The following is a 21,377-nucleotide window of genomic DNA, read 5'->3' as shown; positions in this document are numbered from 1 at the left end:
CTCTTATCTATTTTTTAATCTTTTATTTGATGGTTGGCCAGTTTAAATCCCAAGGGCTTAGCCAGGTATCAATACCCTGTGAAACAATTTCAGAATGCCACTTACTGCCGAGTTCTGGGTAGTCACGCGGATCGCAAACGAAACGAAACAGTTCATTTTGATAAGCAAAGCATAGGGAAAACGCGTGCAGATAACCGCGATCGGCATCATTGCCCGAATTGTAAATGGGATCGCCAACAATACCGGAACCAACTGATTTTAACGCCACTCGAATTTGGTGTGTTTTACCAGTATGCGGCTTACATAGAAACAGGCGCTCGCCCGGTTCCGCGGTAAGGGAGAAAAACTGCGTTACAGCCGGGTTTTCTTTGCTGTTAACGAGCTTCCATGAAGAACGACGTGAACGCTCCATATCACCAATGACCAAACCCTGTTTCTTTTTAGGCTTTTTTGAGCCAATAGCCAGATAGAACTTTTCAACCTGGCGATTAGCAAACGCTTGAGACAACGAACTCGCCGCTTTGGCGTTTCGTCCGAGGAGCAGAATACCAGACGTCATTTTATCAAGTCGATGAACAAGATAAAGCTGATCATCCCCACTTACTTTAGCTACTTCTTGCAGCAGCATAGTGTCGCCATCGTCTTTGTGTACAGAGACGTTGGGATGTTTATTGATGACCAAAAAATCTGGATGGGTATGTAGAATATTGAACATAAAAAAACTGGCTCCACGTTTGGAGCCAGAAGTATACCGATTCTGATTGATTAGGCGAGCTTAAACTGACCCGCCAAGGTTGTAATCGTTTATAGCTTCTTCGAGAAGATACCCGCGATCAAAATGGTTGCGATACCAATTAGCATAATCTCACCCTTGCCGCTGTCGAAACCTGATTTGATTCCCATGAAAGCAACAATAGCGATTGCAAAAGGAATAACGTATTTAATCAGGTTGTACCATAGACCAAACATTGGGAAAGACACTGTACCATCGTTGGTGATCTCTTTCTCAAGGTCAGCGCGGTTAAGGCGCCAGCCGGCAAAGATACACAGTAACATACCGCCAACAGCCATGAAGATTTTGTCCGTCAGCAGATCGAAGATATCGAATGCGCCTGTATCAAACAGTGTTGGTCCCATACCGCCTAAAGACAGAGATGCGAATACACACAGTGTTGCCATCGCAGCGCTAGAGGAAAGAACCGCCGTCGAGCGCTTCATGCCTTTTTCGTCGATCAGGTAAGAAACGACCACTTCAAGCAACGATACTGATGAAGTTAACGCTGCTGCAGTCAGACCGACAAAGAACATAAGAGCCAATGCAAAACCAACTAGGCCACCCATTTCAGCAAACAGTTGTGGAACCACAACGAATACCAATCCAGGACCTGCCGCAGGCTCCATACCAAACGCGAACATTGCAGGGAACATCGCGATACCAGCAAGGATAGCCACGCCCGTATCCATCGCGGTAATAATAGCTGTGGTTTGAACAATATTTTCTTTCTTCTTCAGGTAAGAGCCATAGGTGAGCATACAGCCCATACCTAAACTCAATGAGAAGAACGCCTGACCTAGTGCCGCAAGCACAACGCCACTATTAACCTCAGAAAAGTCTGGCATGAACAAGAACTCTAGACCTGCCATTGAGCCCGGGAGCGTCAAACCTTTAACTGAAACGATAATCAAAATAAGGAATAGCAGCGGCATTAGAATTTTACCCGCCTTCTCAATACCACCAGAAATACCCTTCATTACAATGAAGATATTTAGGAATAAGTATGCAGCCATCCAGAACAACGGCTGAATCGGGTCAGAAATGAAGCCCCCAAAGCTATCACCGATTACTTCTGGCGCACTTAACAGTCCCCCACCTACTTTAAAGATGTAGGCCAAAGCCCACCCACCGACGACCGGGTAGAAGCCCATGATCAACAGACCACTTAGCACACCCATTACGCCAGTAAATGTCCAGCGACGATCAGCTGATTTGAAAGCTCCTACCGCTGCACGACCAGTATGACGGCCGACGGCAAACTCAGTAAGCATGACGCTAAAGCCGATAAAAATAACAAAGACAAGGTAGATAGCAACGAACGCGCCACCGCCACCTTCTCCTGCCGTGTAAGGGAATTTCCATATATTACCTAAACCAACAGCGGAACCCGCTGCAGCCATTATGAAGCCCAGTTTAGACCCCCACGTATCACGTGGTGCTGTAGTAGTTGTAGCCACGCTTTTTCTCCAAAAATTAAAGTGTGTTGTGTTTGCATACAAATAGGCGCCCAAAATGTGTGTGTAAATTACGTTATACACTTATAAAATTTTTGTTAGACACTCTATATGTAGCCAGTAAACCAGTTCCTCATTAAAATTAAAACCCTCAAGAAGTATATTTATCGCACAATTTCGACAATCAAAATGTTAAATGCTGACTTTTTGTTCAAAGATTAAAGATTAACCTTGCATTTCTTACAACCATGACAGAATCACCTGTTATGAAATCCATCCCTCATATAAGATCGACCTTAATTCTTAATAGGAAAGCTATTTCCCCAACACACTTTTATGCCTAATATCCTAAATGGGCGTATTACTTTGAGCATATATGGATAAGTTCTATCACTTTCTTACTCTTGCAAGCATCGGACTGTATTGGTTTTTAGTCGCTGGTGTCACAATCCGTGTCGTTTTGCAGCGCCGAGCAGTAAGCGTGTCATTAGCCTGGCTGATGATCATTTATATTCTTCCCGTCGTTGGTGTCGCGTGCTATTTCCTCTTTGGCGAACTTAATCTGGGCAGAAAGCGAGCCGAGCGTGCTAAAGAGATGTTTACCCCCTTTGCTAACTGGTTCAGTCTGCTCAATGACTGTCATGCGCATATGCCTGAAACCATGGGCCGTCACATCTATCGCATTGATGAACTGTGTAACAATCGTCTTGGATTACCAGCGCTAAGCGGCAATACACTTTCATTACAGCAGCTACCAGATGAAATTTTGCATTCGATTATCGAAGACATCGAGAATGCACAAACCAGTATTCGCATGGTGTTCTACATTTGGCACCCGGGCGGCTTGGCAGATTCCGTAGCTTCGGCGCTTATTCGAGCATCTAAACGCGGAGTAAATGTAAAGCTCCTGCTTGACTCCGCTGGCAGCCCTCGCTTCTTCAGAAGTCCTTGGTGCAAAATGATGAAGGACGCTGGAGTCGAGGTGATACAAGCGTTAGAAGTGAAAATGTGGCGTATTTTCTTGCGCCGGTTAGATCTTCGACAACATCGAAAAATCATCGTCATTGATGATGAAATTGCCTATACCGGCTCCATGAACCTTGTCGACCCTGCTTACTTTAAGCAAAGCAGCGGTGTTGGCCAATGGATTGATATTATGGTGCGGATTACCGGACCAACGGTAAATGTATTAAGTGCTATTCACTGCTGGGACTGGGAAGTGGAGACCGGAGAACGTTACCTGCCTAAACTACCAGAATGCAAAATCGATGATGGCGCGTATCAACATCCTATACAGGTAGTTCCATCAGGGCCAGGTATGCCGGAGTACCTTATTTATCAGGTGTTGACTCTGGCTATCAATCAGGCGAATCGGTCCGTCAGAATTACTACCCCGTATTTCGTGCCAAACACTGATTTACTTGAAACATTGAAAATGACAGCTCAACGAGGCATCGACGTGGAGCTTATTATTCCACATAAAAATGACTCAATAATGGTTCAGTGGGCGTCACGTGCCTTTTATAGTGAGCTACTCAATGCTGGCGTGAAGATTTATGAATTCTATGGTGGCCTTTTGCATACCAAATCCGTTGTTATTGATGACCAATTTTGCCTGGTCGGCACGGTAAATATGGACATGCGCAGCTTGTGGCTGAACTTTGAAGTCACGCTCGCGGTTGATGATGAAGACTTCACCAAAGAAATGTCTTCTTTGCAAGATGGCTATATCAAACAGTCTTATCCTGTAGAGCAAAAAGTGTGGGAAGAGAGAAGCCTGTTTTCACGCTTCTTAGAGCGTGTTTTCTATCTGTTTAACCCACTGCTTTAGCGCACGCAGACTTAACGTTAACCACAGCTCCCGCCCCCGAAAATTGGTGCGGGATTTTCATGTATCCAATTCTCATTAAGCGTACATTTTCCAGGCAAACTTAATCTCGGCCCGTTGGGTATTCCCTACTGCTATTAGGTGTTCCAAGAGGTTATTTACCAATAGGTCAGTTTTCCCTTGCAAACACTAGGTAGTCCATGTTTTAAATAATGCAAATCGTTATGTTTAGACAGGGAATTTTTATGTCAGAGGGTAAAAAGACCAAGCTGATCACCGCAGGTCGCAATAAAAAGTGGACAAATGGTGTAGTGAACCCACCCGTTCAACGCGCTTCTACCATCGTATTTGAAACCGTAGCAGAAAAGAACAATGCGGCAATTAACCGTGCAAACAAAACGCTGTTTTACGGGCGTCGTGGTACCAATACACACTTTGCTTTTCAAGACGCCATGGTTGAGGTTGAAGGTGGCGCGGGGTGCGCTCTCTACCCTTGTGGTACCGCTGCGATTGCAAACACCATCCTGTCTTTGGTCGAGACAGGTGACCACATTCTAATGGTTGATACTTGTTACGAGCCAACTCGTGATTTCTGTGACAAAATCATGAAGAAAATGGGTGTAGAGACAACCTACTACGATCCAATTATCGGTGAAAACATCCGTGACTTGATTCAGCCAAATACCAAAGTACTTTTCCTTGAGTCACCGGGTTCTATTACCATGGAAGTGCAAGATGTTCCGACACTGGCGCGCATTGCACATGAACACGACATCATCGTAATTCTCGATAACACTTGGGGTGCAGGTGTTAACTTCTCTCCGTTTGAACACGGGGTCGATATCTCTGTCCAAGCCGCAACCAAATACATCGTGGGCCACTCAGACGTAATGTTGGGCACAGCGGTTGCTTCAGAGAAATACTGGGATCAATTACGCGAGCAAAGCTACCTAATGGGTCAGTGTGTTTCTCCTGACGATGTTTACCTTGCTCTACGCGGCCTTCGTACGTTAGATGTTCGTCTTCGCCAACATGCAGAAAGCAGCTTGAAAGTGGCAAAATGGTTAGAGACTCGACCAGAAGTCGACCATGTACGCCATCCAGCATTAGAAACTTGCCCTGGTCATGAGTTCTTCAAACGTGATTTTACTGGCGGGAATGGTCTGTTCTCTTTCGTGCTAAAAACATCATGTCCAAAAGCGACGACTGCGTTACTTGATGGAATGAAACACTTCAGCATGGGTTACTCTTGGGGTGGTTTTGAAAGTCTGATCCTTGCAAATGAGCCAAAAAGCTTTAATAGCTTGCGCACGGTCTCACATCCACATTTTGAAGGTACTCTGATTCGCCTTCACATTGGCTTGGAAGACGTGGAAGATTTAATCGCAGACTTAGAAGCTGGCTTGGCAAGATACAACGCTCTGGTTCTAGAGGAAGCAGTTTCACTGTAGAAATAGTAATACTCAATAGTTAACGATTCTATAAGTTGAAAGTGAACTATTTTCTCTCACCCGCGTCATTCCAGCGAGCCTTAGCGAGACTAGGAATCTAATATCAACGTGCTGAGAAGCTGCAGAAATTACTCTAGCTGCAATGAACTCGGATAGTAGATTCTGAATCACACTCGTCCCTCGCGGTTCAGAATGACAAGGTGGATTGAATGCGCCGCTCGTGGCGCATTCAACATATTCACTTAACAACTATGATTTAGTCAGCCAGCTCCGTTTTATAAGGACATCCTACTATGTGGTCATCCACCATACCGACCGCTTGCATAAACGCATAACAAATCGTTTCTCCTACAAACTTAAAGCCTTTCTTCTTCAAAAACTTACTCATTGCTTTAGATTGCTCAGTAGAAGCAGGTACTTCGCTCATAGCCTGCCAGTGGTTAATAACAGGTTTCCCATCGACAAACTGCCATAAGGCATCTGACAAACTTCCGTACTCATCAATTAACTGCTTAGCTGCTTTAGCATTGCTGAATACCGAATTGATTTTTCCACGATGTTTTACCACATCGTAATTCTCTACAATATATTCGGTACGTGACTCGTCTCTTTGCATCAGAGCGCCCAAATCATAGTTTTCAAACGCTTCTCTGTACCCTTCACGCTTTTTGAGTATAGTAATCCAGCTCAGCCCTGCCTGTGCACCTTCAAGTGTTAAGAATTCAAATAATATTGTGTCGTCATACACGGGGATGCCCCACTCCGCATCGTGATACTCACGCTCTAAAGGGTGGTTCATCGCCCATGCGCAACTTTTTTGTTCGGTCATTACTAATCCTTATAAAAACGCCCCTGACTCACCAGCCAGAGGCGTTAACGATTTTTGTTAATTCTATTTTGGTACAGCTACTTTGTGGAATAGACGATACAACACTGGCACCACGATCAACGTTAAGACAGTAGCAAAACCCAGACCAAACATAATAGTAACGGCCATCGGTTTGAAGAAAATATCCGGTAGTAACGGAATCAAACCAAGAATAGTAGTGATTGCCGCCATACATACGGGACGTACGCGGCTCACCGCCGCGTCGACAACAGCAACGTAGGGTTCTTTACCTGACTTCATCTCAAGTTCGATTTGATCGAGTAAAACAATACCGTTTTTCAACACCATACCCGACAAACTTAAGAAACCAAGTAATGCCATAAAACCAAATGGTGTGTTCAGTGCCAACAAACCCGTTGTAACCCCGATCAATGCCAAAGGTACGGTGAGCCAAACAATCAATGGTTCTTTAATCGAATTGAACAGGAACACCGTAATCAGGAACATAAACAGGTAGCCCATTGGCATAGTGGTAAACAACGACGCTTGTGCATCGCCGGAAGACTCATATTCACCTCCCCATTCCAACGAATAACCTGATGGCATTTCTATTGCTTCGATTTGTGGCTGCAAACGCTTTTGCAACGTTGATGCGGTTTCTTCACCCAATATATCTGGGTCAGCCATGACAGTTAGTATACGTTTGCGGTTTTTACGCACGATGATCGGGTCTTCCCAACGCATGTCGTAGCCCATTGTAACTTGTTGAAGAGGAATAAATTCGTTTTTAGCCGGGCTCCAAATCTTCATCCCCTCGATGTTGCGAATATCAATACGCTCGTCTTCAGGCAAACGTGCGACAATTGGCATCAAGGTGGTACCATCTCGATAGAGGCCTATCGTCATACCCGAAAATGACATCGATAAGAAGTCATCTACATCTGACTTAGTGATACCGTAACGACGTGCCTGGCTCTCATTAAACTGAGGCTCAAGAACCTGAGTACGTTCCCGCCAGTCATGACGAATGTTCGTCGCTCCTGGGTCTGCGTACATAATATCCATCACTTGAGCTGCTAACGTGCGCAATACGGTCGGGTCAGAGCCAATAAGACGCGCTTCAATCTTCGCACCGCCGCCCGGGCCTAACTCAATCTGTTTCAGCTTATAGTTAATTTCTGGATAATTAGCTTTTAAATGTGCTCGAAAACGTTCCATCAGCGGAGCAAGCGCTTCATAGTTATCCATGCGAGTGATTATCTCACCGTACGCTGCATAACTTTTCTCCGGAGCGTAAGTCAGCATAAAGCGTTGTAAGCCTTTACCCGCTGTCGTGGTGATATGCTCAACGTATTCTTGTTGAGACAACCAGCTCTCCAGTTCATTTAATTTATCGTTTGTTGCCCTAATATCCGTTCCTTCTGGTAACCAAACATCCAACTGGAAAATAGGCGTCGTTGAAGATGGGAAGAACGACTGTTTTACAAACGTAAACCCATAAACACTTGCCGCAAGGCCTACGATCAACACCACTACTGTGAACCATGCCCGGCGCATACAGAAATCAAGAAAATTCTTATAAACGACAAAAACGATTCCGTTATACGGGTCGCTATCTTCCCCTTCGGTTAGTTTAAGCTTTTGACCTTTAAAGAAAATGTCTGCAAAAAATGGCGTCAGTGAGATAGCCGTAAACCAACTCAGCATTAAAGAGATAAGCAGTACGGTAAATAAGGTTCCACAGTATTCCCCCGTCGAGTCTTGCGATAGACCGATTGGCGCAAAAGCCGTCACCGCGATAATAGTAGCACCCAGTAGTGGCCATTTTGTCTGCGTTACAATGTCGGTTGCAGCTTGTAACCGGGTACGTCCTTTTTGAGTCCCTATCAGTATCCCTTCCACGACAACGATAGCATTATCCACCAGCATACCTAAAGCGATGACCAACGCTCCGAGAGAGATTCGCTGTAGATCGATGGCCAGATACTTCATAAAAATAAATGTACCTAACACAGTGAGCAGCAGAATTAAGCCAATCAATAATCCAGAACGAAGCCCCATAAAGAAAAGCAATACGATGATTACGATTCCCACGGCTTGCGCGAGACTGACAACAAAGCCGCTTACTGATTTATCCACCTCTTTTGGTTGGCTATAAATTTCAGATATTTCAATGCCTACCGGTTGTTGGTATTTCAGCTCAGCGAGACGACGATCAAACACTTTTCCTACTTCAACAACATTGACACCTTGCGCAAAGGAAACCCCCAAATTCAACGCTAATCGGCCGTTAAAATTGACAATATTGGTTGGGACTTCTATATAACCACGCTTAATCTCGGCCACATCTTTTAAGAAGATGAGCCCTTGAGCACCTGACTCCGTTAACAATAAATCTCCGAGCTCATCAACATTTTGGAACTGCCCCGTTGGCTGGATTCTGATGTACTCATCACCAATTCGAATTGCACCTGCATCCGAAACAACGTTTTGTGTCGAGAGCAGGTTGAAAACCGTATCTGGCGACAGACCAAGGCTACTCAACTTTTTCATGGAAATTTCGATGAATACCTGCTCTTGTTGCTGACCAGAAACCGATACTTTGCTTACACCATTGACAAGCTCGAGCTCTCGTCTCAGGTAATCAACGTAATCCAATAACTCTTTGTAGCTGTAACCATCCCCGGTTACCGCCAATAGAATGCCGTATACATCCCCGAAGTCATCAATGACTTGTGGCGCATTGACGCCTGGTGGCAACGAGCCTTTTAAGTCATTCACTTTGCGACGAAGTTCATCCCAGATTTGAGGTAAGTCGTTCGGGCCGTAGTTATTCTTCATAGTCACGGTTATTTGAGACAGGCCACGGTTTGAAATGGAGTTGACCTCATCGACATAAGTCAGTTGTTGAATCGCTTTTTCAAGCGGATATGTCACCTCTTCTTCCACTTGCTGCGGTGTAGCACCTGGATACGAGGTAATCACCATGGCATCTTTAATGGTGAATGCAGGATCTTCCAAACGTCCCAATCCAAAAAATGCGCCAATACCACCAATCAGGAAGATCAGTGATACCATCCAGCTGATCACACGATTCTTAATGAAATACGCCGCAATGCCCGTTGTGTCATCATCACTTTGAGGCACTTTGTTTTGCTCACTCATAAACCAGCCTCCTGCTTATTAACCACGTCTACTTTCATGCCATCTCGAAGTCTTGATATCCCAGCGACGACCACTTGGTCATGGAGCTCCAGCCCCTCAAGAACTTGAATAGACGCCTTGGAAGCTTTACCTGTATGAATCTGTCTCCGAGAGACGGTGCTGTCGTCATTGAGTACCCATACAAACTTGTTCTCTCGTCCAAGATCGTCACCGTCGGCATTGAAAATAGCTTCGATAGGTACGTTGATACCGACATTCAAATCTAACCCAACCTTTGTATCTTTCGACGTAACTTCAACCGCCATACCATCAAGGATGTATTCGTCTTTTGGCATCGGTAGTGACAGAGTAACGGTAAATGTGCCTGTGGTCGGATCGGGTTCTGTCGTGAATTCTTTAACGGTTCCCGTGTACTCATTGCCACTTGGTACACGAACCACTGCCTGAATTGAGGTGAGCCTTTCGTCGGTAGGAGGCTCTTTTACATACAAACGATCAGGAAACTGGATCAGTACTTCAAAACGATCCAGACTATGAATATTCACAATATGCTGCCCAACCTGAATATTTTCGAACTGATCGACATTTACCCTTGAGATGATGCCATCGACGGGGGCTTTTAAGGTGGTAAACGACAAGCGCAACTCAGCCAATTTAAGCTCAGCTAATGCAATTTGTCGCTGTGCTGCAATTTCATCAAACTGTGATTTAGCCAGTAGGCCTTTATCAACTAATGGGCGCGAACGACGATATTGACTATCAATCACGGAAAAACGAGCGGTCGCGTTATCCACTTCCAGTTGATAATCCGTAGGGTCTAAGGTTGCAATGATGTCATCTTGTTTCACCTTATCCCCCTCTTTCACCAGTATACGACTGATTTCTCCCGCAACTCTGAAGCTAAGGTGAGAACGATCCGCCGCATTGGCCACCGCTGGAAAATAAAGATTATCGTCAACCTTCTTTCCTTCGAGCGAGATCACTCTGACACGCGGTGTTTCTACGGACTTTTCGGGTCCCTTGTCACCACAGCCAACGAGCAGTAGAGACGAGCATATGGCAGTTAAGGCTATGATTCCTTTCATACTACAATCCTCGCTCTTTAACCCAAGCTCTTACTTTTATGCCCGGTTCAATCACATTTACGCCAGAAATAACAATCTGGTCACCATCATCCAGACCTTGCAGAACTTGGTTCTTTTCATTCATTTTGATAGCGGCTTTTGAAACAATGCCTTGCTGATCCACACGCCAAACGTAGGTTTGCCCGTCTTCCTCGAACAACGCAGTGTCTGGAATAATAGTCGCGCCTCCATTCATGGATATCGCGCGAACATTACCCGACATTCCTGGCAGAATGCCTACTCCTTCGGGTCTTGCCATTACCATGGTCACTTTATAACTGCCCGTTTTAGGGTCCGCTTCGGTGTCTATTTCTTGAAAAGTCAGGTCAAAGGATTGTTCTGGAAAGGCATCGAATTTCATTTTCGCCGAAACGTTATCACCCGCGGCGTAGCGGTTGAACAGATGAGCGGGTAGCTGGAATATCACTTTCATCACTTGATTAGTTTGGATATTCATCACACCTTCTTTAGCGGCTACGAATTCATGATTTTCCGCCGGAAGATAAGAAATCGTGCCATCATAAGGTGCGACGAGCCTGGTGTAGCTTAAATTCGCTTTAGCCTGATCCCACTGCGCCTTTGCAGAGTTGTGATTGGCTTTAGCTTCATCAAAGTCTTGCTCTGACACTACCTGATCTTTACGTAGCTTTTGATAACGCTGGTATTGCACATCTGCGAGCGCAAAGTTTGCTCTCGCTTGTTGTTCGAGAAGTGAATATTCATCTGGGTTTAGCGTAGCCAATACATCGCCTTTATTCACGACCTGTCCTTCGTGGACGTCTATCGATTGTAGTAATCCGGGAACACGAAATGCTAATACGGCTTTATCGCCCGAATCCGTTGTAGCAGGGAAATTACGCTCAAACTGAGCGTTTCCAACAGAGACAGTATAGAGTTTAGCGGGTCTAGATTCTGGTTCAGGTACAGGTGGAAGTTCTTTTCCACAACCCGACAAAGCAGCTGAAATGGCTATCGGAATGAGCAGCTTTTTCATCACATTCATCCATTAGAATTTAGGAACTACATTTAAAATAGATGAACTATGGTGGAGCTGCCATATAAGAAGGGATTAATATTGATTTAAAATTATTGATTTAAAACAAAAAAGCAGGCAACTTGCCCACTTTTTTAGATTTTTTAGATTTTTTAGACTTAGTACTATCAGCCTCAGAGTTTACTGAACTCTCTGTTTACTCTGAAAGTATCGGAAGTCACATAAGCTTCCATATTGCGTATTTTGCCATCAATACGGTCGAAATCGCGCTCAAGTACACTCAAGAATTGCTCAGGACTTTGGCCCTTCTGCCACGGTTTGCTCTTTAGCGTATGATCCTGCTGAGCTTTGATGCTTTCTGAATAGGTTAGCGGTTGTTTTTCCAGCATAAATGCCAAGGCTATATAAGCCAAGAGAACCAGAAACGTCCCGCCGAGCAAGCCTGCAGAAATGACTAAGATACGAATCAACCAGACTTCCATGCCAAAGTAGTTGGCAAATCCGGCACAAACGCCGGCAAGTTTGCCATTTACAGGGTCACGATACAGCTCTCGTTTACTCATACTTGCGTCTCCAGGTTGGTGACTCCGCATCTAAGATGCGCTCCAAGGTTTCCACTCGAGACTGCATCGATTCTGCTTTTTCGGATAGTACCTGAAGGCGCTCTAAATCTTGGCTCGACAGAGAACTATCCGTTTTTCGCTTACTGCGATAGTGTAAGAAGAGCCATAGTGGAGCGACAAAGATCAGGAAGACAATTACTGGTCCAGTAAATAAAAATGTCGACATAAATGGCTCCTCTCTTATTTATCTTGCGATGACATCTGTTCTTTCAGCTTTGCCAACTCTTTTTCAATTTCATCTTGCGCTTGAAGCTCTGCAAACTCCTGCTCTAAAGACTTTGCATGTCCAGTGCTTGAATAGAGATCTGCTTCCGCTTCCAGTTCATCCACTTTACGTGAATATTGCTCAAACTTAGCCATCGCCTCATTAGTTCGGCTAGCATGCAGGTGCTTTTGCACATCACGGCGATTAGAAGCCGTTTGATTACGAATCGCTAGGGCTTGCTGTTTCGCACGCGTTTCAGCAATTTTGTTTTCCAGCTTACCAATTTCACCGGTTAGCTTATTTATGGTTTCTTCAACCAAAGTTTGCTCAGTGTGGAGGCCTTTAATAACCTTCTCTAGCTTTTGCTTCTCTATAAGTGCTGCGCGAGCTAAGTCTTCACGCTCTTTCATTAATGCAAGGCTGGCTTTTTTGCCCCATTCATTAATCTGATCTTCTAGTGCTTCAACTTTACGAGCCAACTCTTTTTTGTCTGCAATCGCTTTAGCCGAGTTAGTACGCACTTCTACAAGTGTATCTTCCATTTCTTGAATGATTAGACGGATCATTTTTTCAGGATCTTCCGCCTTATCCAACAATGCACTGATGTTTGAGTTAACGATATCTGCAAAACGAGAAAAAATACCCATGACGGAACTCCTCTTTTTTCCTATTAAAACTCGACAAGGTGGTGATTTACCTTGTGTCTCCCTAAAGACATAACAAGTAACGTGCCAACTTGTACATTCCTATTAAATCAACACCTTATGCGTTTTGTTGTTGTTATGCACCATTATGCTATGATGTTTTTCACCAACTGTTGGTGAATTTCACCAATACGTAACTTAATCCACTACTAGGCAGCTAAGTAAGAAGGAATCTATGAAGCAAAACCTTATTGGTGAATCGCCTGCTTTTCTCGCTGTATTAGATAAAGTATCACAACTAGCTCCGATTGAGCGTCCGGTTCTTATTATTGGAGAGCGCGGTACAGGTAAAGAGCTTATTGCACAACGATTACATTATTTATCAAGACGTTGGGACAAGCCACTTCTATCGTTAAATTGTGCCACATTAAGCGAAGGATTAATCGATTCTGAGCTGTTTGGCCATGAATCCGGTTCTTTCACGGGGTCAAAAGGCAAACATAAAGGCCGTTTCGAACGTGCCGAGGGCGGAACTCTGTTTTTGGATGAACTGGCAACCGCTCCACTATTAGTTCAGGAAAAGCTGCTACGTGTGATTGAGTATGGAGAATATGAACGTGTGGGTGGACACACCGCTCTGAATGCAGATGTTCGCTTAGTCTGTGCAACTAATGCCAATTTACCGCTCCTCGCCGAACAAGGGGATTTCCGAGCTGATTTACTCGACCGCCTGGCGTTCGATGTCATTATGCTACCACCTCTTCGCGAGAGAAAAGAAGACATACTCTCTTTAGCAGAATACTACGCGATAAAAATGTGTCGAGAGCTGCAGCTTGAGTATTTCGTCGGCTTTACTTCAAATGCAGAGCAAGCACTGCTGGCGTATTCTTGGCCCGGTAACGTACGTGAACTGAAGAATGTCATCGAACGTGCAATCTATCAACATGGTCTTAATGCGGAGCCTATAGAACAGTTAACATTTAATCCTTTCGAAACACTCTGGGACAATGCATTAGGTCACAAATCTGATAAGAATATGCACGATCACAACGAGAAAGAAGAAAATGCACCAATTAAGTTTCCGCTCGACTACAAACAGTGGCAAGAAGAACAGGACATTAACCTGCTCAATCGTGCGTTAGAGGAAGCGAAGTTCAACCAACGTCAGGCGGCAGAACTACTTGGACTGAGTTATCACCAACTGCGTGGAATGGTAAGAAAGTACGGTTTGGTCGGACAAAGTTAACTGAGCGATTTGGCTCACAACCATTGTTCGCAATCAGACGAACTAGCTCAACATGGGCCGTGATTTAGGTCTACAGTGATAATTAAAGTACATATTTTTGTCTAACACTCTGCGAGCAAAAGATTTTGTGTTTGGAGCGAATTCACAAAGGTGTTAAATTAGCGGGATCATGTTCGCTTGTTAACTCGGGATGAGTAACTTCAAATGAAACAAGCACGATCCAATGAACATTTCATATTATGAATGCTTTTATAAGATTATCACTGAGCCTTATCGGGATTAGCTTACTGACCGCCTGTGGCGAAGAGATCGACCATAACGATATTCGCCAAACCGGATTTGTATTTTGTGGTCAAGGTAAGCCAAGCACGTTTAACCCACAGTTGATCGACAGTGGTATTACTGCTGAAGCGCTGAGCCCTCAGTTGTACGACACACTGCTTACACTCGATTCTACATCGCATCAACCTGTAGCCAGTCTCGCAGAGAGTTGGTCTGTCAATGATGATGGAACAGAGTACACATTCAAGCTAAAACAAGGCGTGCAGTTTCAGACAACGCAATGGTTTACTCCCAGCCGCACAATGAATGCCAAAGATGTGGTGTTTAGCTTCAAACGAATCATCGATGACAATCACCCTTTCCATCAAGTTGGTGGTGGTTTGTATCCATGGTTTGCTGGTCTGGATTTCAAGAACCTACTACAAGATGTCGTCGCCTTAGACGATGACACCGTTATGTTTAAGCTTTCAAAACCGAACTTTGCTTTCTTAGCGAACATTGCAACCAGTCATGCGGTCATTCTGTCGGCAGAATACGGACAACTACTTGCAGCTAAAGATCACAAAGAACAGATTGATCAGCTTCCTGTTGGTACCGGGCCATTCCAGTTAAAAGAGTTTCAGGTTAATGATTTAATTCGCTTAGAACGACACGCGAAATACTGGAATTTTCCTGCAAAGATGGAACAAGTGGTCTTTGATATCTCTCACCGAGGTACAGGTACCCTAGCGAAATTGCTGCGTAATGAGTGTGATGTGTTATCGTCACCGATTTCTAGTCAGATTCCAGTCATTCAGAAAAACGAAAATCTTGAGTTAACCGCAACACCAGCAAACAACGTCTCATTCATCGCTATCAACACGGCAAACCAAGCGCTTAGCGACCCTCGAGTACGTCAAGCTCTGAACCTTGCTATTAACCGTCAGAACATTCTGGATTCTGTGTATTACGGCACAGGTACGCAAGCCTACACGTTACTCCCGCCTAACTCTTGGGCATATCAGAAAGACAGCGTTAAAATTCGGTACGACAGAAATTACGCCCTCGCCCTGCTTCGTGAAGCTGGTTATGCAAATAACTTAGAGTTAACCATGTGGGTACCGTTGGAACCGCGTGCTTTCAACCCAAGCCCGAGAAAAACAGCAGAACTGATTCAGGCAAACTTTGCAGATATCGGGGTTAAGTTGAGATTATTGACCGATGATCGATTCGAACGTGTTGATTTAGATAATATTGCCAATCTGGATTTGCTGTTAACTGGCTGGATTGGTGATACAGGCGATCCTGATAACTTTTTCCGACCTCTTTTATCGTGTGAATCTGACCGGGTAGGCCTTAACGTTTCAATGTGGTGTAACGATGACTTCGACTTCTTGCTCGATCTCGCTTTAGAGACACAAGAACAGAGATATCGTCTGAACTTGTACCGTCAGGCACAAAATATATTGAATGAAGAGTTTCCAGTTATTCCATTGGCGCATGGTGTGCAATTCCGTGTTCACGATAAATCGCTGACAGGCTTCAAATCAAGCCCTTTCAACGCACAACCATTTGATAGAGTTGAGAGAATACACTGATGTTTTTGTATACCATTCGACGATTTAACCTATTTATCATTACGTTGATGATTCTCACTTTCGTGGGTTTTTCTCTGCTTCGTCTCGATCCATTTTCGCACTGGGCTCAAGTAGATTTTTGGTCAGGTTGGAGAAGCTATTTAGTCAATTTGTCACATCTCGATTTCGGGGTTAGTAAGTATGGCAATGCTATTTTCGATGAGCTAGCGATCGTATTCCCTGCAACATTAGAGCTGTGTTTTTTTGCGTTTCTCGTTTCACTTTTGATTGGTATTCCGCTTGGCACTGTAGCGGGAATGAAACAAGGTAAATGGCTAGATACTGGCATTTCATTTATATCTATGTCTGGCTATTCTGCGCCGATTTTTTGGGTAGCTTTGCTACTGATCATGGTCTTCTCGCTGGAATACCAATACTTCCCGGTGGCCGGACGATACGACCTGTTGTATGAAATCGACCACATAACTGGTTTTGCGATCATTGATGCCTTTATGGCAAAAGGTGAGTATCGTGCTCATGCGCTGCAAAGTGTTATTGAACATATGGTCTTGCCATGTCTGGTACTGGCACTCGCTCCAACCACTCAAGTTATTGGTTTGATGCGCTCCTCTGTTGCAGAAGTAATGAGTCAAAACTATATCCGGGCAGCAAGAATAAAAGGTCTATCTAATAGTCAGATCGTTACTCAGCATGTATTACGTAATGCCATTCCTCCAATCGTCCCGAAAGTTGGCGTTCAGCTATCGAGTATGATTACGCTGGCCATTATTACTGAATCCGTATTTAACTGGCCTGGCATTGGCCGTTGGTTATTAGACGCGTTGGCAAATCAAGATTACGCATCTATCCAAGCAGGCGTTATGGTACTAGCAACGTTGGTTCTAACTGCGAATATCCTTTCGGATTTGATTGGTGCCATTATTAACCCTCTGGTGAGAAAGGAATGGTATGCTAACAAATAACGTTTATCAGGAAGAACACATCCCAACTCAGTTCGAGCGATTCTGGCGCAGTTACCGTGCTAACGGATTGGCAATGTTTGGTTTGTGGTGCCTACTGTTTATTGTATTAGTCACCATTTTTGCTCCTTTGATTACGCCATTTGATCCCCAGGCTCAATCTGGAGAATTGCTGGTTCCGCCTTCTTGGTCACCATCGGGAACCGTCGATTACTTTTTGGGTACCGATGATTTGGGGCGAGACATTCTGTCACGTCTTATCATGGGTTCTCAGCTCACATTCGGCGCAGCGGTTGGCATTACCGCGATCGCTGCTGTTGTCGGGTGTCTGATCGGTGTACTCGCTGGTATGACTAAAGGTCTGCTTTCCAGTACGTTGAACCACCTACTCGACACAGTAATGTCCATTCCTTCGCTACTATTGGCGATCATATTCGTGGCATTTCTTGGCTTCGGTGAATTTAATATTTTACTCGCAATTTGTTTGGCGTTGATCCCTCGCTTCATTCGATCGGTCTATATTGCTGTGCACACTGAAGTAGAAAAAGATTACATCATGGCCGCTCGTCTCGATGGCGCGAATGATTTCTACTTATTATGGAGTTCAATACTGCCTAACGTTCTGACCGTGATCGCAGCAGAGATAATACTGGCGCTGTCTACCGCGATATTAGATATCACTGCACTTGGCTTCCTGGGATTAGGTGCACAAGCTCCAAGTACCGAATGGGGAGCGATTTTGGGGGACTCCGTGGAGCTTATTTATATTGCACCCTGGACGGTAACCCTACCTGGCCTGACCATCATGTTCACCGTCATTACGCTAAACTTAGTAGGTGAAGGTGTACGACGAGCACTTAGTGCGGGGATCGAATAATGCCATTATTAGACATTCGTCATTTAACCATTGAAATAGAAACACCTCAGGGAATGGTTAGAGCTGTTGATAGAATGAGCCTAACATTAAACGAAGGTGAAATACGTGGCTTGGTAGGAGAGTCAGGCTCGGGGAAAAGTCTTGTCGCAAAAGCTATTGTCGGTGTTAACAAGGATACTTGGCGAATCACTGCTGACCGAATGCGTTTAGGGAACATTGATTTGTTACAACTGACGCCTAAAGAACGTCGTCGGGTGATTGCACGTGATATCGCGATGATATTTCAGGAACCTTCGACTTGTTTGGATCCGTCGGAAGAAGTTGGCCGACAACTAATAGAGTCGATTCCTTCGCGCTCATTTGATGGCAAATGGTGGGAGCGATTCAAATGGCGTAAGAAACAAGCAATAGCCCTACTCCATAAGGTGGGTATCAAAGATCACAAGCGCGTAATGAGCAGCTACCCTTACGAGCTGACTGACGGTGAGTGTCAAAAGGTCATGATTGCTATGGCGATTGCAACCAAGCCTAAATTGCTGATTGCCGACGAGCCAACGAATGACCTCGACCCAATAACTCAGTCACAAATCCTGCGTCTGTTGAGTCGGATGAATCAGCTTAACAATACAACCATTCTGCTTATCGGCCACGATTTAACCACGATTACACAGTGGGCTGGTCGTATTACGGTGATGTATTGTGGTCAGTCTGTAGAGTCTGCAGACACTCACAAGATCATTGCCGAACCTAAGCACCCGTATACGGATGCTCTGCTTAAAGCAATGCCAGACTTCAACGATTGGGTACCACACAAGCAGAAACTACAATCTCTGCCTGGCTCGATCCCACCTTTGCAGCATTTGCCTATTGGTTGTCGATTGGGACCACGTTGTCCATATGCGCAAAAGCAATGTGTTGAAATCCCACATACCAAAACAATCAAAAATCATAAGTTTAACTGTCACTTTCCATTGAACACGGAGAAGAAGTCATGAGTGCGTTACTTGAAGTAGATAACCTGTCGAAACAGTTTGTCACGCGCTCCACGTTATTTAAACGTAAGATTAAAGTTGCTGTAAAACCTGTCAGCTTCTCTCTGGAACCGGGACAAACCATCGGCTTTATCGGGCAGAACGGTTCAGGTAAATCGACGCTCGCACGTATGCTTGCTGGTGTCGTTGAGCCGAGTTCTGGTGAAATCCGGGTAAATGGTGAGCGTTTGGAGCACAAAGACTATGCGACTCGCTGTAAGCTAATTCGTATGATTTTTCAGGATCCAAATACTTCCCTGAATCCTCGTATTCAAATTGGCCGCATTTTGGAAGGTCCACTGAAGCGAAACACGAATATGCCGCCAGATGCGCGAATTAAGCGTGTGAAAGAAACACTTCTTCGCGTAGGTCTGCTTCCTGAACACGCCTATTTTTACCCGCAAATGCTCGCTGCTGGTCAAAAGCAGCGCGTCTGTCTGGCTCGCGCACTGATACTTCAGCCATCCATCATTGTGGCAGATGAAGCGTTAAACGGTTTGGATATGGCAATGCGCTCTCAGATTATAAACTTATTCCTGGAGCTCCAAGAGGAGATGGGACTTTCGTTTGTTTATGTATCTCAGCATATTGGTATCGTAAAACACATCACCGATAAAGTGATGGTCATGCACGAAGGTGAAGTGGTTGAATTTGGTGATACCCAGCAGGTACTGACCCATCCTGAGCATACCATTACTCAGCGCTTGGTAGAGAGCCACTTTTACAAAGCGCCAAACCACTAAACGTCGTGTTAGAAAGTACAAAAAAGCCTGCATCGTTGCAGGCTTTTTAATGGTAATGTCGGTGACGCAGAATTACCGACGTCCTGCGAGCTTACGAATCTCGAAGTCAAATTCATCCGGAAACAGAACAACCCCCTCTTCGTTCTGGTTTGGAAAAACCACGACCGACAATTCATCATCTTCCAATCCAGTGGTCCAGCGGCTATGCCATTTATTCAGTGAAATTGCTTCTGGCTCGCAGTTTTCCCACTCACCTGTTGCCCACTGTTGAGCAAACTCTTCGTTTGGCCATACAGGGACGCAATCGTCATCTTCTGTATTAAGCATCACACAACCGTGTTCATCTTTTAGAATCCATACTTTACGATTCGCGACGATCTCTTTTACGCAGTACTTTAGTCGTTGCTCTTCATTGTAACGATTGATGGTATCCATCTGCTCTTGGGTCAATGCCTCAGACATATTCGTCTCCTGTTTCCCATAGAAAAATGCCCACCTAAAGGCGGGCATTTAAATTATAAACTGGTAATGTGAAAATTACGCTAACTCAGTTTGCAGCCAAGGCCAGCCTTGCTTCTTACGGCTTAGCGTGTTTTCCATCATTAACATGCCGTTGTTTTCGTGCTTAACCAGTTTCTCTGCCCATTCACCTTTGTATAGAAGACGAGTTTGAGCAGTAGTAATGTCTGTTAGCATCACAGCAGCAAATGCTAGATTGTCGTTCGCACAACGATTTTCTAGATCTTGTTCAAGTGCTTCAATCATGCCATCAACTTGCTCTAAAGTTGCAAGCTCAACCTGACCAACTACAACATCACGACCGTTGAATGGGTAACCTTTCAGATCTTTCTCTACTAGTTGAGCCGCAGACAGACCTTCGATGTCTGTTTTCGCAATTAGAAGATCTTTCGTGAATGCGTCAACGTCAGCAACACCTGCAATTTCTGCTAGCTCTGCAACTGCATCTTTGTCTTTTTGCGTACAAGTTGGAGAAGCGAAACCTACAGTGTCAGATAGGATAGCTGACATCATTAGCTTAGCGATTTGTGGATTGATCGCGTGACCTTCAATTTTGAACATGTTGAATAGAACTGTGTTAGTACAACCAACAGGCCAGATCCATGCTTCCATTGGGTTCACTGTCATCACATCACCTAGACGGTGGTGGTCAACGATACCCGCGATTTCAGCTTCAGCGATGTCGTCTGGTGCTTGTGCTAGATCTGAGTAATCTACTAGCCAAACGGTCTCACCCGCTACTGAAGTACGTAATTCTGGAACTTCTGCTCCAGCTACTTCTAGAATGTGCTGAGTTTCACGGTTGATTTCGCCCTGACGAATTGGCATTGCTTCAACGCCACGCGCCTTAAGAAGTTCAGTTGCAACTAGTGCACTACAAATACTGTCACTGTCTGGGTTCTTATGACCTACAACTAGAATCATGTTTCTTCCTATTCAAGTCAATTTGATACACTTCCGAATAATGGTACTGAGTACCGTGGAAGCTGTTTGCTCACAAAGGCCAGTACTTTACCTGATTTGTCGGGCTTTGACACGAAGAAAAGTGCAT

Annotated in this window: 19 protein-coding genes; 8 read left to right on the top strand and 11 right to left on the bottom strand. The window is 44.7% G+C overall.

Annotation, left to right across the window (positions count from 1 at the left end):
- Positions 1–22: 22 nt before the first annotated feature.
- Together WJM94_RS00835 and WJM94_RS00830 are read right to left on the bottom strand one after the other, a co-directional pair.
- Positions 23–715, bottom strand: a complete 693-nt coding sequence (locus WJM94_RS00835; protein WP_444492347.1) for a TIGR01621 family pseudouridine synthase — start codon at positions 713–715, stop codon at positions 23–25.
- 89 nt (positions 716–804) lie between these two features.
- A complete protein-coding gene (locus WJM94_RS00830) occupies positions 805–2,175 on the bottom strand; it encodes a sodium-dependent transporter (RefSeq protein WP_444492987.1) in 1,371 nt (456 codons plus the stop codon).
- A 430-nt stretch (positions 2,176–2,605) separates the two neighbouring features.
- Between WJM94_RS00830 and cls the strand changes: the two genes are divergently transcribed.
- Together cls and WJM94_RS00820 are read left to right on the top strand one after the other, a co-directional pair.
- Positions 2,606–4,060, top strand: coding sequence for a cardiolipin synthase (gene cls, locus WJM94_RS00825; RefSeq protein WP_444492346.1), 1,455 nt, complete (start codon positions 2,606–2,608; stop codon positions 4,058–4,060).
- A 242-nt stretch (positions 4,061–4,302) separates the two neighbouring features.
- Entirely contained in the window at positions 4,303–5,508 is a 1,206-nt protein-coding gene (locus WJM94_RS00820; RefSeq protein ID WP_444492345.1) for a cystathionine beta-lyase, read from the top strand.
- Between the two features lie 256 nt (positions 5,509–5,764).
- Here the strand turns inward: WJM94_RS00820 and WJM94_RS00815 are convergent, their stop codons facing one another.
- The 7 genes from WJM94_RS00815 to pspA all read right to left on the bottom strand — a co-directional run bounded on the left by WJM94_RS00815 (position 5,765) and on the right by pspA (position 13,095).
- The gene (locus WJM94_RS00815) at positions 5,765–6,337 is read right to left on the bottom strand and encodes a DNA-3-methyladenine glycosylase I (protein ID WP_444492344.1); all 573 of its coding nucleotides are present in this window, start codon (positions 6,335–6,337) and stop codon (positions 5,765–5,767) included.
- 63 nt (positions 6,338–6,400) lie between these two features.
- Positions 6,401–9,502, bottom strand: a complete 3,102-nt coding sequence (vmeI, locus tag WJM94_RS00810) for an efflux RND transporter permease subunit VmeI (RefSeq protein WP_444492343.1) — start codon at positions 9,500–9,502, stop codon at positions 6,401–6,403.
- Positions 9,499–10,587, bottom strand: coding sequence for an efflux RND transporter periplasmic adaptor subunit (locus WJM94_RS00805; protein WP_444492342.1), 1,089 nt, complete (start codon positions 10,585–10,587; stop codon positions 9,499–9,501). The genes vmeI and WJM94_RS00805 overlap by 4 nt, the downstream gene beginning before the upstream one ends.
- 1 nt (position 10,588) lies before the next feature.
- Positions 10,589–11,620: an efflux RND transporter periplasmic adaptor subunit gene (locus WJM94_RS00800; RefSeq protein ID WP_444492341.1), complete on the bottom strand. Its 1,032-nt coding sequence runs from the start codon at positions 11,618–11,620 to the stop codon at positions 10,589–10,591.
- Between the two features lie 173 nt (positions 11,621–11,793).
- Entirely contained in the window at positions 11,794–12,183 is a 390-nt protein-coding gene (gene pspC, locus WJM94_RS00795; protein WP_444492340.1) for an envelope stress response membrane protein PspC, read from the bottom strand.
- Entirely contained in the window at positions 12,176–12,409 is a 234-nt protein-coding gene (pspB, locus tag WJM94_RS00790) for an envelope stress response membrane protein PspB (RefSeq protein WP_444492339.1), read from the bottom strand. The genes pspC and pspB overlap by 8 nt, the downstream gene beginning before the upstream one ends.
- Before the next feature lie 14 nt (positions 12,410–12,423).
- Entirely contained in the window at positions 12,424–13,095 is a 672-nt protein-coding gene (gene pspA, locus WJM94_RS00785) for a phage shock protein PspA (protein ID WP_444492338.1), read from the bottom strand.
- Between the two features lie 232 nt (positions 13,096–13,327).
- Between pspA and pspF the strand changes: the two genes are divergently transcribed.
- The 6 genes from pspF to WJM94_RS00755 all read left to right on the top strand — a co-directional run bounded on the left by pspF (position 13,328) and on the right by WJM94_RS00755 (position 19,807).
- Positions 13,328–14,338, top strand: a complete 1,011-nt coding sequence (gene pspF / locus WJM94_RS00780; RefSeq protein WP_444492337.1) for a phage shock protein operon transcriptional activator — start codon at positions 13,328–13,330, stop codon at positions 14,336–14,338.
- A 239-nt stretch (positions 14,339–14,577) separates the two neighbouring features.
- Positions 14,578–16,197 carry an ABC transporter substrate-binding protein SapA gene (sapA, locus tag WJM94_RS00775; RefSeq protein ID WP_444492336.1) on the top strand — a complete coding sequence of 540 codons (1,620 nt, stop codon included), beginning with the start codon at positions 14,578–14,580 and terminating at the stop codon, positions 16,195–16,197.
- Positions 16,197–17,159, top strand: coding sequence for an ABC transporter permease (locus WJM94_RS00770; protein WP_444492335.1), 963 nt, complete (start codon positions 16,197–16,199; stop codon positions 17,157–17,159). Before sapA ends, WJM94_RS00770 begins: the two co-directional genes overlap by 1 nt.
- Complete coding sequence (locus tag WJM94_RS00765; RefSeq protein ID WP_444492334.1) at positions 17,146–18,033, top strand: ABC transporter permease subunit; 888 nt, start codon at positions 17,146–17,148, stop codon at positions 18,031–18,033. The genes WJM94_RS00770 and WJM94_RS00765 overlap by 14 nt, the downstream gene beginning before the upstream one ends.
- A complete protein-coding gene (locus tag WJM94_RS00760; RefSeq protein ID WP_444492333.1) occupies positions 18,033–19,028 on the top strand; it encodes a peptide ABC transporter ATP-binding protein in 996 nt (331 codons plus the stop codon). Before WJM94_RS00765 ends, WJM94_RS00760 begins: the two co-directional genes overlap by 1 nt.
- The gene (locus WJM94_RS00755; protein WP_444492332.1) at positions 19,025–19,807 is read left to right on the top strand and encodes a peptide ABC transporter ATP-binding protein; all 783 of its coding nucleotides are present in this window, start codon (positions 19,025–19,027) and stop codon (positions 19,805–19,807) included. Before WJM94_RS00760 ends, WJM94_RS00755 begins: the two co-directional genes overlap by 4 nt.
- Positions 19,808–19,879: 72 nt before the next feature.
- Here the strand turns inward: WJM94_RS00755 and WJM94_RS00750 are convergent, their stop codons facing one another.
- On the bottom strand, positions 19,880–20,269 hold the full coding sequence (locus tag WJM94_RS00750) for a DUF2750 domain-containing protein (RefSeq protein ID WP_444492331.1): 390 nt from the start codon (positions 20,267–20,269) through the stop codon (positions 19,880–19,882).
- A 75-nt stretch (positions 20,270–20,344) separates the two neighbouring features.
- Positions 20,345–21,250, bottom strand: a complete 906-nt coding sequence (locus WJM94_RS00745; RefSeq protein ID WP_444492330.1) for a manganese-dependent inorganic pyrophosphatase — start codon at positions 21,248–21,250, stop codon at positions 20,345–20,347.
- Positions 21,251–21,377 lie beyond the last annotated feature (127 nt).

The sequence above is a fragment of the Vibrio sp. YIC-376 genome, assembly GCF_052353105.1.
Lineage (GTDB): Bacteria > Pseudomonadota > Gammaproteobacteria > Enterobacterales > Vibrionaceae > Vibrio.
The sequence above is the reverse complement of the archived record's forward strand: the minus strand, read 5'-3'. Positions and strand labels throughout refer to the sequence as shown.

Excerpts from the sequence above, each read along its gene's own strand:
- WJM94_RS00805 (WP_444492342.1), bottom strand. The coding sequence starts at position 10,587 with ATGAAAGGAATCATAGCCTTAACTGCCATATGCTCGTCTCTACTGCTC.
- WJM94_RS00770 (WP_444492335.1), top strand. The coding sequence starts at position 16,197 with ATGTTTTTGTATACCATTCGACGATTTAACCTATTTATCATTACGTTG.
- WJM94_RS00760 (WP_444492333.1), top strand. The coding sequence starts at position 18,033 with ATGCCATTATTAGACATTCGTCATTTAACCATTGAAATAGAAACACCT.
- WJM94_RS00755 (WP_444492332.1), top strand. The coding sequence starts at position 19,025 with ATGAGTGCGTTACTTGAAGTAGATAACCTGTCGAAACAGTTTGTCACG.
- WJM94_RS00830 (WP_444492987.1), bottom strand. The coding sequence starts at position 2,175 with ATGGCTGCAGCGGGTTCCGCTGTTGGTTTAGGTAATATATGGAAATTC.
- WJM94_RS00820 (WP_444492345.1), top strand. The coding sequence starts at position 4,303 with ATGTCAGAGGGTAAAAAGACCAAGCTGATCACCGCAGGTCGCAATAAA.
- WJM94_RS00745 (WP_444492330.1), bottom strand. The coding sequence starts at position 21,250 with ATGATTCTAGTTGTAGGTCATAAGAACCCAGACAGTGACAGTATTTGT.
- WJM94_RS00800 (WP_444492341.1), bottom strand. The coding sequence starts at position 11,620 with ATGAAAAAGCTGCTCATTCCGATAGCCATTTCAGCTGCTTTGTCGGGT.
- pspA (WP_444492338.1), bottom strand. The coding sequence starts at position 13,095 with ATGGGTATTTTTTCTCGTTTTGCAGATATCGTTAACTCAAACATCAGT.
- WJM94_RS00750 (WP_444492331.1), bottom strand. The coding sequence starts at position 20,269 with ATGTCTGAGGCATTGACCCAAGAGCAGATGGATACCATCAATCGTTAC.
- pspF (WP_444492337.1), top strand. The coding sequence starts at position 13,328 with ATGAAGCAAAACCTTATTGGTGAATCGCCTGCTTTTCTCGCTGTATTA.
- pspC (WP_444492340.1), bottom strand. The coding sequence starts at position 12,183 with ATGAGTAAACGAGAGCTGTATCGTGACCCTGTAAATGGCAAACTTGCC.
- vmeI (WP_444492343.1), bottom strand. The coding sequence starts at position 9,502 with ATGAGTGAGCAAAACAAAGTGCCTCAAAGTGATGATGACACAACGGGC.
- pspB (WP_444492339.1), bottom strand. The coding sequence starts at position 12,409 with ATGTCGACATTTTTATTTACTGGACCAGTAATTGTCTTCCTGATCTTT.
- WJM94_RS00765 (WP_444492334.1), top strand. The coding sequence starts at position 17,146 with ATGCTAACAAATAACGTTTATCAGGAAGAACACATCCCAACTCAGTTC.
- sapA (WP_444492336.1), top strand. The coding sequence starts at position 14,578 with ATGAATGCTTTTATAAGATTATCACTGAGCCTTATCGGGATTAGCTTA.
- WJM94_RS00815 (WP_444492344.1), bottom strand. The coding sequence starts at position 6,337 with ATGACCGAACAAAAAAGTTGCGCATGGGCGATGAACCACCCTTTAGAG.
- WJM94_RS00835 (WP_444492347.1), bottom strand. The coding sequence starts at position 715 with ATGTTCAATATTCTACATACCCATCCAGATTTTTTGGTCATCAATAAA.
- cls (WP_444492346.1), top strand. The coding sequence starts at position 2,606 with ATGGATAAGTTCTATCACTTTCTTACTCTTGCAAGCATCGGACTGTAT.